The 16,257-nt window shown below is 38.0% G+C and carries 12 protein-coding genes and 1 other annotated feature; of the genes, 1 reads left to right on the forward strand and 11 read right to left on the reverse strand.

Annotated features, from left to right (window positions below):
• Positions 1 to 192 precede the first annotated feature (192 nt).
• Positions 193 to 2,838 (reverse strand): valine--tRNA ligase, encoded by a 2,646-nt coding sequence (locus QH639_RS10965; RefSeq protein WP_281116052.1) that lies wholly within the window; start codon positions 2,836 to 2,838, stop codon positions 193 to 195.
• 80 nt (positions 2,839 to 2,918) lie between these two features.
• Positions 2,919 to 3,176 (reverse strand) — a binding site (T-box leader).
• 102 nt (positions 3,177 to 3,278) lie between these two features.
• Here QH639_RS10965 and QH639_RS10970 point away from each other — a divergent pair.
• A complete protein-coding gene (locus tag QH639_RS10970) occupies positions 3,279 to 3,473 on the forward strand; it encodes a hypothetical protein (protein ID WP_036124009.1) in 195 nt (64 codons plus the stop codon).
• Here the strand turns inward: QH639_RS10970 and QH639_RS10975 are convergent.
• The 10 genes from QH639_RS10975 to QH639_RS11020 form a co-directional block, all read right to left on the reverse strand.
• Positions 3,450 to 4,214: a valyl-tRNA synthetase gene (locus QH639_RS10975; protein ID WP_281116053.1), complete on the reverse strand. Its 765-nt coding sequence runs from the start codon at positions 4,212 to 4,214 to the stop codon at positions 3,450 to 3,452. The genes QH639_RS10970 and QH639_RS10975 overlap by 24 nt on opposite strands.
• Positions 4,215 to 4,294: 80 nt before the next feature.
• Positions 4,295 to 4,741 carry an SRPBCC family protein gene (locus tag QH639_RS10980; protein WP_131520475.1) on the reverse strand — a complete coding sequence of 149 codons (447 nt, stop codon included), beginning with the start codon at positions 4,739 to 4,741 and terminating at the stop codon, positions 4,295 to 4,297.
• 543 nt (positions 4,742 to 5,284) lie between these two features.
• Positions 5,285 to 6,577, reverse strand: a complete 1,293-nt coding sequence (hemL, locus tag QH639_RS10985) for a glutamate-1-semialdehyde 2,1-aminomutase (RefSeq protein ID WP_131520474.1) — start codon at positions 6,575 to 6,577, stop codon at positions 5,285 to 5,287.
• Complete coding sequence (hemB, locus tag QH639_RS10990) at positions 6,578 to 7,558, reverse strand: porphobilinogen synthase (protein WP_054550020.1); 981 nt, start codon at positions 7,556 to 7,558, stop codon at positions 6,578 to 6,580.
• Positions 7,555 to 8,316, reverse strand: a complete 762-nt coding sequence (locus tag QH639_RS10995) for a uroporphyrinogen-III synthase (RefSeq protein ID WP_131520472.1) — start codon at positions 8,314 to 8,316, stop codon at positions 7,555 to 7,557. Before QH639_RS10995 ends, hemB begins: the two co-directional genes overlap by 4 nt.
• The gene (gene hemC, locus QH639_RS11000) at positions 8,306 to 9,238 is read right to left on the reverse strand and encodes a hydroxymethylbilane synthase (protein ID WP_131520471.1); all 933 of its coding nucleotides are present in this window, start codon (positions 9,236 to 9,238) and stop codon (positions 8,306 to 8,308) included. The genes QH639_RS10995 and hemC overlap by 11 nt, the downstream gene beginning before the upstream one ends.
• Before the next feature lie 18 nt (positions 9,239 to 9,256).
• Entirely contained in the window at positions 9,257 to 10,084 is an 828-nt protein-coding gene (locus QH639_RS11005) for a cytochrome C assembly family protein (protein WP_004226624.1), read from the reverse strand.
• 182 nt (positions 10,085 to 10,266) lie between these two features.
• A complete protein-coding gene (gene hemA / locus QH639_RS11010; protein WP_048395129.1) occupies positions 10,267 to 11,631 on the reverse strand; it encodes a glutamyl-tRNA reductase in 1,365 nt (454 codons plus the stop codon).
• Positions 11,632 to 11,828: 197 nt separating this feature from the next.
• On the reverse strand, positions 11,829 to 14,747 hold the full coding sequence (locus QH639_RS11015; RefSeq protein ID WP_259419351.1) for a vWA domain-containing protein: 2,919 nt from the start codon (positions 14,745 to 14,747) through the stop codon (positions 11,829 to 11,831).
• A gap of 18 nt (positions 14,748 to 14,765) precedes the next feature.
• Positions 14,766 to 16,214: an S-layer homology domain-containing protein gene (locus QH639_RS11020; RefSeq protein ID WP_281116054.1), complete on the reverse strand. Its 1,449-nt coding sequence runs from the start codon at positions 16,212 to 16,214 to the stop codon at positions 14,766 to 14,768.
• Positions 16,215 to 16,257 lie beyond the last annotated feature (43 nt).

The following is a 16,257-nucleotide window of genomic DNA, read 5'->3' on the forward strand; positions in this document are numbered from 1 at the left end:
TCTTAGATTTGGTTTTTCACGGCTCAATAACATGAAATTAGGTTTTGTTTCCTATTATTTCAGTGAGCAACATCATCTATTAGACCAATTTATTTAAAATAATACTATATATTTTTTCCTAATTCAATGTATATCTTTAGCTCTACATAAAAAAAGCAATGGATGACTTTTTCGTCATCCATCGCTTCGTCTTTACATATTTTTTAATTCTTCTAAACGTTTTAACACAACTGCATGCTTGCTTTCGTAATCTGCTAATTTCTCACGTTCTGCGTTGACTAACGCTTCCGGTGCTTTCGATACAAACTTCTCATTCGATAATTTACCTGTAACAAGCTTTACTTCTTTTGCCCATTTCTCTAATTCTTTTTCAAGACGGGCAATTTCTTCCTCAAGATTGATCAGTCCAACAAGAGGCAGGAATACCTGTGCTCCTGTCACAACAGCGGTCATTGATTGTCCTGGAGCCTCTAAACCTTCACCAATTGTTAAAGTGTCAGGATTACAGAATTTTTCTAGATATGCTTGATTATCTTTAAGTACAGCTGATGTTGCTGCATCTTTCGCTGAAATAAACAACGGTACTTTTTTGCTCATCGGTGTATTTACTTCCGCACGAATATTACGTACTGAACGTATAATATCCATTAGGAGCTTCATATTATCTGCTTCATCAGCAAAATGAAGATCTGTGCGTACTGTTGGCCATGCTGCTACTGTAATAGATTCACCTTCGTGTGGTAAGTGCTGCCAGATTTCTTCTGTAACGAAAGGCATAAATGGATGTAAAAGACGCATTGTTTGATCTAGTACGTAAGCTAAAATAGATCGAGTTGTCTTTTTAGCTGCTTCATCCTCCCCGTAAAGTGGTAATTTTGCCATTTCAATATACCAAGAACAGAAATCATCCCAAATGAAATTGTATAATTCACGGCCAACTTCGCCGAATTCATAGCGCTCTGCAAGAGAGGTTACGCGTTCAATCGTTTCATTTAAGCGCGTTAAAATCCATTTGTCAGCTACTGATTTTTCACCAGTTAAATCGATCTCATCATATGTCATACCATCCATATTCATAAGCGCAAAACGTGATGCATTCCAAATCTTATTGGCAAAGTTCCATACTGCTTCAACTTTTTCAGTTGTATAGCGTAAATCTTGACCAGGTGATGAACCAGTAGCTAAGAAGTAGCGTAATGAATCTGCACCGTATTGTTCAATGACATCCATTGGATCAACACCATTGCCAAGTGATTTACTCATTTTACGCCCTTCACCATCACGTACTAAACCATGAATTAGCACATCTTTAAATGGACGTTGATCTGTAAACTCAAGACCTTGGAAAATCATTCGAGAAACCCAGAAGAAAATAATATCATAGCCTGTTACTAATGTATTTGTTGGATAATAACGTTTATATTCTTCATTTGCTTCATCTGGCCAACCCATAGTAGAAAACGGCCATAGTGCTGAAGAGAACCATGTATCTAGTACATCTTCATCTTGCGTCCAGTTTTCTGCATCTGCTGGGGCTTCTTTACCTACGTATATTTCGCCTGTTTCATTATGGTACCAGGCTGGGATTTGATGGCCCCACCATAATTGACGAGAAATACACCAATCGCGTATATTCTCCATCCAGCGGGAATATGTGTTTTCAAAACGAGCAGGAACAAAGTTTACTTTCCCTTCTTCGTCCTTTTGCAGCTCTAGGGAAGCATCAGCAAGTGGTTGCATTTTAACGAACCATTGTGCTGAAAGATATGGCTCAACAACAGCACCAGAACGTTCAGAGTGTCCTACTGAATGCATATGCTCTTCAATGCGAATTAACACACCTGCTTCATGTAAATCAGCAACAATTTGCTTGCGGCATTCGAAGCGATCCATTCCTTTATATTTGCCAGCAAGATCATTCATTGTGCCGTCTTCATTCATTACTAGAATGCGCTCTAGATTATGACGATTACCAACTTCAAAGTCGTTCGGATCATGGGCTGGTGTCATTTTTACAACCCCAGTACCAAATTCCATATCAACGTACTCATCAGCAACAATTGGAATTTCACGACCTACAATCGGTAAAATAACGTTTTTACCAATTAAGTGCTGATAACGCTCATCGTTCGGGTGAACAGCTACCCCAGAGTCACCAAGCATTGTTTCGGGACGTGTTGTAGCAACTTCTACATAGCCAGAGCCATCAGCTAATGGATATTTCATATGATAGAAGGCACCTTGCACATCCTGATAAATTACCTCGATATCAGATAATGCTGTTTTTGCTGCTGGGTCCCAGTTGATAATACGTTCACCACGATAAATTAAACCTTTTTCATATAATTGAACAAAAACTGTTTTTACCGCATCTGAAAGACCTTTATCTAATGTGAAACGTTCACGTGTATAATCTAATCCAAGACCAAGCTTTGCCCATTGATCACGAATATGTCCAGCATACTCTTCTTTCCATTCCCATGTTTTTTCGAGGAATTTTTCACGTCCTAAATCATAACGTGTAATATTATCCTCACGCAGCTTGGCTTCTACTTTTGCCTGTGTTGCTATACCAGCATGGTCCATACCTGGTAACCATAGGGCATCATAGCCTTGCATGCGTTTCATACGAATGAGGATATCTTGTAGTGTTGTATCCCAAGCATGACCAAGGTGTAATTTACCTGTTACGTTTGGTGGTGGAATAACGATTGAATAGGGCTTTTTCCCACTTTCAGGCTGTGCCTCGAAAAACTTCCCTTGTAACCACCATTCATAGCGACCAGCTTCAATGGACTGTGGGTCATATTTAGTTGGCATTGAAATGTTTTCTGTCATATTGACTCCTCCTATTGTTTGAAAATTGTTGGTAAAGAAAACTATTTATTTTTTTACCCAATAAAAAAACTCCTCTCGTCTAAAAGGACGAAGGAGTTTTAGTTCGCGGTACCACCTTTAATTCCAGCAGGGTTAAGATAAATGTTAAAAAACATATTTTCTCAGCCTATTCTACTGGCTCTCAATTCGGTAACGGTGTTTAACCGGCTTTAACTACTTTTAGTTCACTAAAGCTGCTCAAGGGCTACCTTCAATTTCGTACAAATAGAAACTTCTCAGCTACCGTTTCCTCTCTGAAAATGTAGTCAAAATTTACTCTTCCCTATCATAGCATCTGTATTTGATTTTCCTTATTGTACCGCAGGATCGAGTCATTTTTCAAGTGATTTAGTCATCTTTTAGTAAGAGGAAAGTAAATAGAAAAGGAAGTGACAATTCAAATGCGACGACGCAAGTATAACCCTTGGCTTTTACCACCTTGGCTACGACAAGTTCGTTTTTATTGCAGAACCATCATCGTGCCGATTTGTGCTTTTCAGTTTATCCGTGTCATTATTGTGCCAACATCAGGTGATTTAGTCTTCTTATTACTCCTGCTACTTCTCTGCTATTTACTTTTGAAAGATATCATTTGAAACACGAACTTTAAGCGGTGTATATTCTTCTGTTAGATCCCAAATCATAGAAGGCACTTCATGCCAAGTACTGGATTCGCGTACAACAATATGGCTTGAGGATTCTCTTAATACAGCTTTTTGCTCAACTGTTGTAGAATTCTCTTGGTGTGAAGCTGCTGCTACTGCGGCAGGTTGTTTCACTTGAACACTTTCTTCAATTGCAGCTAATGTCTCCTCTTGTTCGAAAGCATGTGTTGATAGGTGCGGATTGTCTAACACATCTTTTTCAACAACAGGTTCATATTCATTGAAAGCACTTGTGACTGTCCACTCAAGCTGACACATCTGATTTGTCAGACTAGGGCGAATATCCTTGACCATTAAATCTTTGACATCGGATTCCTTTGGTAAATCCACATGTAAAGGAACGGCATACTCAAAATAACCAGTATCTCCTTGAATATCAAGGGCATCAATTGTAATTAAGTCTTCATTTTCTGCAAATGCTTGCATATCTTGAAAATCAAAGCGAACGTGTGCGGTGATATGATAGATGCCCATAAGTCGCAAAGAATCCTCTAACTGCATTGCCTGCCACTGTGGCTTAATTTGAACAGCTGCTATTTCAGTTGGGCAGCCATATCCAGGAAAACAAAATGTTTCGCGCATATTCCAAGTTTTGTGTTCGATAATAATCCCTCCCTTTGCATCATATGACGATTCGAAGGATAGTATGCTAGGGTGTTGCCATTTGAACATAGTTAAAAATAGATACTACTAAAAAAATGGCATGCTAGAAGTATTAGTCTAGCATGCCATTCCCATGGTTGTTCGTATCATTAAACATTTACTAATTTAATTTTATTAGCTACACGATCTGTTAGCATTTGTGTTGCCTTTGGAACGATCGGTTTAAAAATCGGATTTAGAACAGGGCCAGCTAACCCGCCCGCAATGACTTCTAAGAATCCTGTCATTTTAGTATTTTCAGCGTCAATACTTTCTGCGAGGAAATAGCCATTTCCTGTGAAGTTATCAGAAAGACCCTTTAATTCAAATGTAACTTTTGATGGTGCTAACCATTCTAAGATTGTAATTTCTACTTCAACTGTTTTTTTCAGAACGCCAACATTGCCTTTAAAAGTCCAAGTGGAGTGTTTCTCATCAATCATTTCATGTGCATTATAACCAGGGACAAGCTTTGCCCATTTTTCCATATCACTAACGAAATCCCATACATGTTCAATCCCTACGGGTACCTCGACCGTGTGTGTGCCTGTTGCCATATCAATTCACTACTTTCTTTTATGAATAGCTATATTATAAACGATATCGCCCACAATTTGGCTATGCTGAAAGATGTAATTTTGACAAAAGCAGGTCCTTCATCCAGTATAGTTGAGCTTACTTACTAGTAAATATATGCTATTATTCCTTTTTGCTCATGTATTCCTCAAGCACTATAATGCCTACTGCTTAATCCATTAAAAAAGGTAATGTCAATGGGATATAAAGCAATTTACAAGGCGAGGGTTGATTTCCTTTCCGCCAGCGTCCTATCCAGGGGGCGTTCGTGAGTGACAACACCTCTCCATAAAATGAGTAGTGAACACTTTCACTTTATTTGAAAACCTTTGCTATAAAGAAAATTTATGAGGTGGAGCGGAAGGTGCTTGACTCCCGTGGGATAGCTAAAGAGATGAGGCCACAGGAAAGCAAGTAGCCTACAACGGAAACATTTTCACCTTTCGCAAAAATTCTCGTGATGGTTTTGTTTTTTAACAGCAGAAGAGCACGCTAGAAAAAACTCTAGCATGCTCTATCAAATTTTATTGCGCTAACTGTGCAAATACTTTATGGAATGCTGCCACTGTTGTCGCAATGTGCTCTTCCGTGTGAGCTGTTGAGATGAATAGTCCCTCGAATTGAGAAGGAGGTAAGAAAATACCTTCCTCTGCCATTAGACGGAAATATTCAGCGAATAATTGTAAATCTGATGTCTTAGCAGTAGCAAAATCAACGACATCTTCATTCGTGAAGAAGAAGCCAATCATAGAGCCTGCACGATTAACAGTGTGCGGGATATTATATTTAGTTGCTGCTTCACGGAAACCAGCCTCAAGCTGATCTCCTAATTTTTTAAAGTAATCATACGTACCATGGTCTAAACGTGATAACGTTTCATAACCGGCTGTCATCGCTAGCGGATTCCCTGATAATGTTCCTGCTTGATAAATTGGTCCAGCGGGTGCTACTTGCTCCATAATTTCTTTTTTCCCAGCGAATGCGCCTACAGGGAGACCACCTCCGATTACTTTACCTAAAGTAGTCATATCAGGCGTTACCCCAAAATATCCTTGTGCGCAGCCATAATCAACGCGGAAACCTGTCATAACTTCGTCAAAGATTAATAATGCACCGTGCTCTGCAGTAAGTGCACGCAAACCTTCTAGGAAACCTGGTTGTGGAGGTACAACACCCATATTTCCTGCTACTGGCTCCACAATTACCGCAGCTAACTCAGTGCCAAATTTCTCGAAAATCACTTTTGCCCCTTCTAAATCATTATAGGCAACTGTCAACGTATTGCGGGCGATATCTGCAGGTACGCCAGGGCTATCAGGTAGGCCTAATGTGGCAACACCAGAACCAGCTTTAATCAATAAGGAGTCACCGTGACCATGATAAGACCCTTCAAACTTTAAGATCTTATCACGTCCTGTCACACCACGAGCTACACGTAATGCAGACATAGTAGCCTCTGTTCCTGAAGATACAAAGCGAATCATTTCCATTCCTGGTAGACGGTCTAATACTAATTGAGCTAAGCGATTTTCTGTATAGCTTGGAGCACCGAAGGAAGAACCCTTCGCAGCTGTATCTGCAATTGCTTTCACTACCTCTGGATGTGTATGTCCTAAAATTAGCGGACCCCAAGACAATACATAATCAATATATTCATTACCGTCAATGTCTTTAATGATTGCCCCATGGCCAGATTCCATGAAAATTGGGTCCATATTTACTGATTTGAATGCACGTACTGGGCTACTTACACCGCCCGGCATTAATTGAACAGCTTCAGCATAAGCTTGTTTTGATTTTTCGTAAGAACGTGTCATTTATTTCTCCTCCAACCAACGTGCAACATCTTTTGCATGATACGTAATGATTAAATCAGAGCCTGCACGTTTCATGCCTAATAATGTTTCAAGCACAACTTTTTTCTCTTCAATCCAACCATTTATAGCAGCCGCTTTAATCATTGCATATTCACCTGAAACGTTATACGCAACAAGCGGTAATGGATAGTTATTTTTCATGTCTCGAATAATATCTAAATAGCTAAGGGCAGGCTTGACAATTAGGAAATCTGCGCCCTCTTCGATATCTGACTCTGCTTCACGGAATGCCTCTAGACGATTTGATGGATCCATTTGGTAGGATTTACGATCACCAAATTGCGGAGCACCATCTGCAGCATCACGGAAAGGTCCATAGTAACTGGATGCATATTTGACTGCATAGGACATAATCGGGATATGTTCAAATCCAGCTTCATCCAGACCAGCGCGAATTGCCGTTACAAAGCCATCCATCATATTTGATGGAGCAATGATATCAGCGCCAGCTTTTGCTTGTGATATCGCCGTGCGAGCTAAAACATCTAATGAAGGATCATTCAAAATTTGATCGCCCTCAATTAAGCCACAATGTCCATGATCCGTAAATTCACATAAGCATGTATCCGCGATGACTAACAACTCAGGATGACGTGTTTTAATGAGTCGAGTCGCTTCTTGCACAATGCCATGATCATGAAATGCACCTGTTCCAACCGCATCCTTTTCAGCTGGCAAGCCAAATAAAATAACTGCAGGAATACCTAATGCTACGACCTCATCCACCTCTGCCTCTAGTTTATCTAATGAAAATTGAAAAACGCCAGGCATTGAATGTACTTCATTTTTAATATTTTCGCCTTCTATTACAAAAATAGGATAGATCAGGTCCTCTTTATGTAAGTATGTTTCTTTTACCATTGATCTCATCGTTGCATTGGCACGCAAACGACGGTGTCTTTGAAATTGTAGTTTTGTCATGATTTGTCCCCTACTTTCATAATTTCTTCGATGACTGCTTGCATTGTATAAACGCTTGGCATAATATCCACAGTAGCACCGTATTGTTCAAGAGCTGCTTCCGTAATATGGCCGATGGCTGCAATGTGAGCTGCTTCCCAGCCAATATGTGGCACAACTTCCATTGCATACACGTCAACTGCTGAAGGACTAGCAAAAATCACTGTAACATTTTGATGTTGCTGGATGCAACTGACAATAACAGATGTTTGATCATGTCGTTCTATCGTTTCATAGACTGTCCATTCTTTTAATTCAAAAGGCAATCCATCCTTCAACGTACTTTTCGCCTTTTCTCCTCGAATAAACAGACATCTAGGTTGATTACCCGCTACACTCGGAAATTCTTTAACGAAAATATCAGCACTAAATATGGAAGGCATAAAGCTCACTTGAAATCCTAAATTTTCTAATGCTGTTGTTGTTTTAGTTCCAATGGAAGCTATTTTTCCTTTGAAATGACTTGCATTAAATTGATGTCGAAGCATTTTACTAGCAAAAGCTTCTACAGCATTTTGACTAGTGAAAATCAACCAATCATATTGCTTAGCGTGGTTTAATAGTTCAGGATCCTTGCTATCTAATCGTTCACAAGTTTCAATTAATGGGGCTACGATGGCATGTCCACCTAAAGCTGTTATATTTTCGACAATGGTTGTTGTCTTGGATGTGCCTGTTAAAAGTATGGTTTTACCCTTTAGAGGTAAATTACTGGGCATCTTGCTCTGCCTTTACACGCTGAATTAAATCGAAAGCTCCTTGTTTTGTTAAACTAGCAGCTAGCTCCTCTCCAATTTTTTGTGCATCTGTGCCAACTACTGTTTCCTTATATACAACAGATGCATCTGGAGCAGCAACAAGGCCTGTTAATGTAATTTCTTCCCCATTTGAAGTGGCATACCCAGCAATCGGAACTTGACAACCACCATCCATTGCCGCTAAAAATGCACGTTCTGCATGTGCTTCTTGCCAAGTGAATGAATCAGTCAACTTACCTAATTCGGCTAAAAGCTCCGCATCATCGGCACGACATTCAATGCCAAGAGAGCCTTGCGCTACAGCTGGTAGACATTGTTCGACAGGTAAAAGCTCAGTGACTACATCATCACTCCACCCAAGGCGTTTCAAACCAGCCGCTGCTAAAATAATGGCATCATATTCTTCTGTCTCAAGCTTAGCTAAGCGTGTATCAACATTGCCACGAATCCATTTAATTTCGATATCAGGACGTACTGTTAAAAGCTGAGCACTACGACGTAAAGAACTTGTCCCAACGACTGCTCCCGCAGGAAGGTCAGCAAATTTAACATGCCCTTTCGAAATAAATGCATCACGAGCATCTTCACGTGGTGGAATACAACCAATCACTAGCCCATCTGGCAATACAGCAGGCATATCTTTCATAGAATGAACAGCAAAGTCAATTTCTTTATCGTAAAGGGCTTGTTCAATTTCTTTTACAAACAACCCTTTCCCACCTACTTTTGAAAGCTGTACATCTAAAATTTGGTCACCTTTTGTTACAATCTCTTTTACTTCAAATTCGAATGGTGCACCAGCCGCTTTTAATTCATTAATGAACCAATTTGTTTGCGTTAGCGCTAATTTACTTCTCCTAGAACCTACAATAATTTTTCTCAACAGTCTCCAACCTTTCTTCTAATACCATAAATGGAATCGCGATAAACTACTACCTAAGAAGAAGTTTACAACAACTAATAGATAGGCATAAATATGTACCCATGCATAAGTTGTACCTGTCAGCTTGCTTTTGCGATTCACATATAGGATAAAACAATACAAAATTAAAATAATGAAGGACCCTATGATTTTCGCATCGAAAATCGAAAGACTCTCTAATGTTAATAGTGCCCATTCAAACCCTAATATTAAACTTATAAATAACATCGGAATTCCAATGAAAAATGAAATATTCATCCAGCTGCTTGTCTGCTGCAAGGAAGGCAATCTAGTCCATAAATGCGACCACTTTTTCTTTTTCAGCAATCGATATAGAACGAGATACAAAATGGCAAACACAAATGTTAATGTAAACGCTGCATAAGACAATATTGCAAATGATATATGAATAAAAAGCATCTCTGAAATTAAAGTATCCCCGACAGCTCCTGTAGGACGTTTCGGCATAAAAGTAAAGATACTAGCGAATAAAAATCCTAGTATATTAATAATAAACACAGGTAAATCCACTCTTGCTATGCAATGAAGGATAATGGATAACGTCACGAGTAACCAGGAATAAAAAAGTATTCCCTCAGACAAGGATAAAATCGGAAAACGCTTCGTTTCCACAAACGTTAAAATGATAATGGCACTTTGAATCATCCATACAAATGAAACAAGCCAAAAAGCAATGCGTCTTGCACGTACTTGCTTATAAAAATAATCAGTAAAGTAAAAAACTAGACTGATCGCATACAAGACGATCATCACTTCATAGAGCCTCGTCATGGTCAAATCAGCCAATAGACATCCCTTCTTTGTCGTGAAATTAATAAACTATTTTAGCATAGAAAACAAAAAAACGTTTTCGTATCCTTAGTTTACCATACAGATACGAAAACGCCTCGTGTAATATCAGTAGAAAATCCAATTGCGCGTAACACCCATGTACAATCACAGCTTTCTACGTGAGCGCAATAGATAATTTAGAAAGAGTACTTTGGTTCAGTAGAAGTCTGAGATACTTGTGCGCGTTCTTTGCGCTCAAGCTCTTGCTTTGTCATCTCATGAACTTCAGCTTCCACAGCATCCTCTATACCAAAAATTTGTTGGAATAAACGTAACTGTTCATTTGCTTTTGGAGAATTAGCCATTTCTTTAGCTTGCAAGATTGGCTCTTTTAACAATTGATTGATAATAGATTTTGTATGTTTGCTTAAAATTTTACGTTCACGTTCCGTTAAATCTGGCATTTTATTTTCGATACTTGTCATAGTCTCTTGTTGAATACGATTTGCTTTTTTACGTAATGCTGAGATGACTGGCACTACCCCAAGAGTAGCTACCCAGTCTTTAAATTGCACAACTTCTTCGCCAATCATATTAGTAATATCAGCAGCAGCACGTTCACGCTCTGCTAAGTTCGCTTCGACAATACCTTGTAAATCATCAATATCATATAGAAATACATTTGGTAGGTCGCCAACTCGTGGGTCAATATCACGAGGAACCGCTATATCTACCATGAATAATGGTTTTCCTTTACGTAAACGTTCCACAAATTGCATTAGCTCGTAATCAATAACATAATCAGTAGCACCTGTTGAAGTAATTAAAATATCCGCTTCTAACAAAGAACATTGTAATTCCTTCATTGATTTAGCTTCACCATGGAATTTAGCTGCTAAGCTTTCTGCTTTTTCAAATGTACGGTTAATGACAGTAACTTTCCCTACACCACTACCGTAAAGGTTCTCAATTGCAAGTTCCCCCATTTTTCCTGCACCTAAAATAGCTACATGCTTGCGTTGTAATGAGCCAAAAATTTTCTTTGCTAATTCTACGGCCGCATAGGAAACGGATACCGCATTCTCACCAATCGCTGTTTCATTATGAGCACGCTTTGCAAATGTTACTGCTTGTTTAAATAGCTGATTGTATACCGTTCCTGTTGTGCCAATCTCTTGTCCACTTAAAAAGCTTTTTTTTACTTGCCCTAAAATTTGTGTTTCACCTAGAACCATTGAATCGATTCCAGCTGTCACTTTAAATAAATGTTCGACTGCCTCATCTTCTTCACGAATCGTTAAATACGAAGAAAATGTCTCCACAGGCAAATCAAACCAGTTGGCTAAAAATTGTTTCACAAAATGACGTCCAGTATGCAATTGATCCACAACAGCATATATTTCTGTACGATTACATGTCGAAACAATTACGTTCTCTAATATACTTTTTTGCTTTTGCAGCGCTTCCATTGCTTGTGGCAGTTCACTCTCAATGAATGATAACTTCTCACGTATTTCAACAGGCGCTGTTTTATAATTCAAGCCTACTACGATGGTATGCATGAATAACACCTCACACGTTCTAATTCACAAATCTCATTATAGCACAGTTCGACAAGAGTTCATCAATAATTTGTGAACATGTCATGAAGAACTGTAATTCGTCATCTACATTAGAATTATTATAAACTAAGTGTAACAAATTATACGTGTTGTTTCAAATTAAAAAACTGCCCCCATTATCGGAGGCAGTTTTCTCATTAATTTGTTATTGTAACACTCTTTATTGCAATTATATTACCATCTTTATCGTATGCTATAAACTCAATCTCATCATTGACTTTAAAATCCTGCATAGTTTGAACAGTTTTTGTTAACATATACACTTGATCACTACGCTTTTGCAAATCAAACTGGACATCCCCACTGATTGAATTAAAACGTACATTCATCTTCGCAACGTTTTGACAGTTACCATCAACTCGAGCACTCATTGTAATATAACCTTTTCGTAGCGAAACACTTGTCTCTTCAAATAAATCTTCTGGATTGATACAGCTTGAAGCTTGCGTTTTACATAAAATAGTATCAATTAACTTCTGGAAGACTTGATGCAATTGCAAATTATCAATTGCATGGAAGTACGTTCCGCCCGTTTCTGAAGATAATTGCATTAAAGTGGCGTCATTTACTTGTGATTTTTTGCCCATACTAACTGTGTATACTTTGACACCTTGCTTTTTCGCGTCATTTATAACTTTTGTCATTTTTGATTTACTTGTTTTACCATCAGATACAACGACAATCGCTTTGGATGTTTTCGAATCATTCGAGAATTTTGTTAAAGCAATATCGATGCCTGCAAAAATATCGGTTGCACCCTTATCTTTCGATGCTTTATAAAGATCTTTTTTCAACACATTTTCTGTTGTACCTTCTCCAAGTACTGTCGCTTTTGTATTGGTTTCAATGACTATGTTATTTTTAGCCTTTAATTGATTGATTAGTTCAATCATTTTCTTCCCACGATAATTTGTTGGATCAACAGCCTTCATGGAAGAAGAATAATCCACTACATAGGCAATTTCTGTTGCTAAAGAACAAGAGTTTTTACTGAAGTATGGATTCGTAAAAATATCTTTCGTCACTGTTTTATCTTTTAAACCCTTCAAGGACGTTGCATAGCGAGGGTCTATTGGATTGACAAGTCTTGCTTCCACTTTAGATTTGCCATATATAACTGAATCAAAGTAGGCTACAGCAGTACCTGGATTCCCTGTATTATTTAATGGATCAGAAGTGTTCGTAATGAATGAAGCTGTTTTTTCTACTCCGTCATACTTAATTTTGACTGTTCCTTGATAATCTGTAATAGGCTCTCCACCAGGACGCACTAAAGTCACCATTACTTTTGTATAACGATCTTTTCCTGATGGTCTTGATGCAGCATCCGCACTTTCCTTTAGGGCCTCTACTCGTTTTTTAAACGCCTCTACTTGTCCAAGTAATTTACCGCCTTGGTATTTTAATAATACCGTGCGGTCATAGTTACTTAAGTTAGTGAAGATCGAATAAATCTTCATAACACTGTCATAATGTTCTAATGTTAAATCTTTTTCGTCTGGCATTTCTTTCATAAGCTGAATAATGGCGCCGACTGGATTAATGTTCTCTACCTGTGAGGCAATATCATCATCAATGCCCTGAACGCGATAAATAGGACGACCATCGTCAGCAATTAAATACATTATTTCCGTTTTAGCTGGCGTTGTAACAGAGTTCTCAAAACGTGTCTTTAAAAGTTCCTCAAATAAGTGAACAGAAATATCATAGTTTTCAAATTGAAGAATAGCATTTTCATAACCTAATGCCGGATATTTAGGATCAGATCCACCGTAACGCAAATAGATGTTTTGCACATTCCCTAAAACGTCCGTCACATTTGTTTGCTGCCCAATACTAAATAATTTTTTATCTGAATTAGAATCTAGAGGAACTGGGCTATAAACATCAATTAAGTTTTGCGTAAAGAACTCTGGAATATCTTCACTTTTCGGAAATTCAGGAATTACGCTCCCATTATCATCTGTATTTGCTGGGTCGTATACTTGGTAATCAATACGCAATTCAGGCTGTGGTGCATAACGCACTTCTGCATTTAGTTTCTCTCCAACAAGACACTTCATTGCTGGGTCCGTATTATTAATCAGTTCAAAAGTTATTGTATCACGTACTGATTTAGTTAGTTTTGGTGCTACCACTATAGCTGATACAGTTGAACCATCCGATTGGACAATGTCAACTGCTTCACCTGAAGTATCAACAATATTTCCGTAGGATGCTTTCACGCGGAATGAATAGGATTTATCATCAGCGATAGGATCACCATTACAAGCCTTTAAAGACACCGTAACTAGTGTTGTATCCACATTATTTGCAATTAAATCAGGCTTTTCCACCACGATACTCTGCAATGCATTATTAACATTATTTGGTCCAGTAAAATCATTGGAATTATCCTTTGGCTCTTCAAAATCAGCACTACTAGATCCCATAAAACCAGGCGGTAATGTAATGCTATCATTATCACGACCAGCTGGACTACGTTTTAATCCTTGTACTGCGAAAGTACTATTTTGAACAGCACGATAGAAAAATACAGCAACATCACCCCTTGTTAATTTTGTGGATGGATGAAAGCTAGCGAATGTGTTTTTGCCTGTAGAGCTTGTAGATAAATCATTTGAATATAAATATTGAACTGCCTGTGGCTCATCTAAATCTAAGCCTTTAAAAGCCGCGTAAATTTGGGCAAATTGGCCACGTGTTACAGCTTTTGTTCGATTCGTATTTACATGTGTACCGTTAAATGGTAAATAAAAATCACTATAGAAATTATAAGCAACACTATCAATATAAGATAAAGCATAGTTACGATCTAGTTTGGCAAACATCAGAACAAGATCGCGATCAGTCACTTGATCATTTGGTAAAAAGTTACTTGCACTATTTAAGGACATCAGGTCATTATCAACCGCCCATGAAATAGCTTTATAATTATTGCTATTTGTTGGAACATCTCTAATTGTTGTAGCTGCTTGCGTAACAGTAGGTGTAGCTGTCATCAGTAGAAGCATGAAGCAAAGCATAGCAAGCAATGCTTTTTTTACATATGTCATTTTTGTTCCATCCTTTCTTTAGTTAAAGAACAATATGTCATCACGGTAGTTTTGTTTTAAGTCATCCTCTAAATATTTCAAGAATCGTTCTATAACAACTGACGCCTCTGCACGCGTTAGCGGTTTATTTGGATTAAAACGACCAGCAGCATCACCAATCATTAAGCCAAGTTCATTCGCTATATAGATGCCATCTCTCGCATAATTTGGAATCTGTTTGTCATCTGTAAATTTAGTTAAGTAACCAGGATCAGGTGCTCTATTTTCAAGTCCTAAGGCACGGACAAAGATAGTTGCAGCCTGTGCGCGATTAATAGCATTATCTGGCTTAAAGTAGTCAGCTGATACACCTTTGATTATCCCTTTATTTAACGCTGATTCAATATAACCGTAATCTTTGATAGAACGCTTCAAGTCTTTAAAAACACTTGTAGTAGGTGTCTTTTTTGATTTCTTTTCTTCAAACACACGTAAATCAACCGCTTTACCAATAGCCGTCGTAAAATCAATACGTTTCATTGGTGTATTAGGAGAAAAGAAGTTACTTGAATCTGAGTAAATACCTAGAGAATAAAGTTTTTCAATTGCTTCTTTCGCATAATGGGTTGTTAAATCTCTGAATTTAGGAATGATAAGACGTTCAATTGTCGGCATGTACTCTGTATCTAAATCAAGTGTACCTTTTTGTCCTGAAGATAGGTCGTATGTATATTCAGAAATAACATCCTTTTCACTTACGACTGCATATCCACCTTCAAAACTCCCTAAGCTACCGAGATTTTCCTCATAATTTAAAACACGTGATTTACTTGTAGATAAACGATTTTTCACATGACTTGTTTTACCATCACTATAAGAATAAACAGATTCCGTGATTTGAGTTTCTGTCGCACCCCAGAAGTTCTCATAACCTGCATGTCGACTATCTGTTTCAATTGTTACTGTGTTTTGAACAGCATTTTTTCCTTTTCCTGTTTCAAAAGCATAGGTTTTTCTAGAAATAATATTTCCTGAGTAATAATCAGAGGCTGCACGATTATCAGTAACTGTTCCTTGTGAAAATTGATAATCGACTAAGGAATAAGTAATGGCGCCAATTGTGATTTTTTCAGTGTATTTCTTCACTTCACCATTGGATGTTTTTTGACCAAGAACTGCATAATCCACTACATCTGATTCATAGGCAATATTTCTTGTCAATGTTGCGCCATTGCTTGCTGTTAACTTCATGCTATACGTTTCAGTTAATTTACCTTTTGATTCTTTTTGAGCAATTTTAATATCTTTACTTGTCCCTTTAAAAATAACAGGTGTCCCTGAAAGGAACACAGCTTCTTCATATGTATATTCGTTTTTTACAGCACCTGTTGTTTCTAATGAAGCGGCTGATGCATTGAATGGAATAGTTGTTCCAATCAAAAAGACAGCAAGGACTAGAAACATTATTTTAGATAATTTTTTTTGCATTCGCTTTTCCTCTCTTTCACTGTGCATTTGCGTGCATAATGAA

Source organism: Lysinibacillus sp. 1 U-2021 (assembly GCF_029916965.1).
Lineage (GTDB): Bacteria > Bacillota > Bacilli > Bacillales_A > Planococcaceae > Lysinibacillus > Lysinibacillus capsici.

Coding starts and splice junctions, on each gene's coding strand:
- QH639_RS10965 (WP_281116052.1), bottom strand. CDS start 2,838: ATGACAGAAAACATTTCAATGCCAACTAAATATGACCCACAGTCCATT.
- QH639_RS10970 (WP_036124009.1), top strand. CDS start 3,279: ATGCGACGACGCAAGTATAACCCTTGGCTTTTACCACCTTGGCTACGA.
- QH639_RS10975 (WP_281116053.1), bottom strand. CDS start 4,214: ATGTTCAAATGGCAACACCCTAGCATACTATCCTTCGAATCGTCATAT.
- QH639_RS10980 (WP_131520475.1), bottom strand. CDS start 4,741: ATGGCAACAGGCACACACACGGTCGAGGTACCCGTAGGGATTGAACAT.
- hemL (WP_131520474.1), bottom strand. CDS start 6,577: ATGACACGTTCTTACGAAAAATCAAAACAAGCTTATGCTGAAGCTGTT.
- hemB (WP_054550020.1), bottom strand. CDS start 7,558: ATGACAAAACTACAATTTCAAAGACACCGTCGTTTGCGTGCCAATGCA.
- QH639_RS10995 (WP_131520472.1), bottom strand. CDS start 8,316: ATGCCCAGTAATTTACCTCTAAAGGGTAAAACCATACTTTTAACAGGC.
- hemA (WP_048395129.1), bottom strand. CDS start 11,631: ATGCATACCATCGTAGTAGGCTTGAATTATAAAACAGCGCCTGTTGAA.
- QH639_RS11015 (WP_259419351.1), bottom strand. CDS start 14,747: ATGACATATGTAAAAAAAGCATTGCTTGCTATGCTTTGCTTCATGCTT.
- QH639_RS11020 (WP_281116054.1), bottom strand. CDS start 16,214: ATGCAAAAAAAATTATCTAAAATAATGTTTCTAGTCCTTGCTGTCTTT.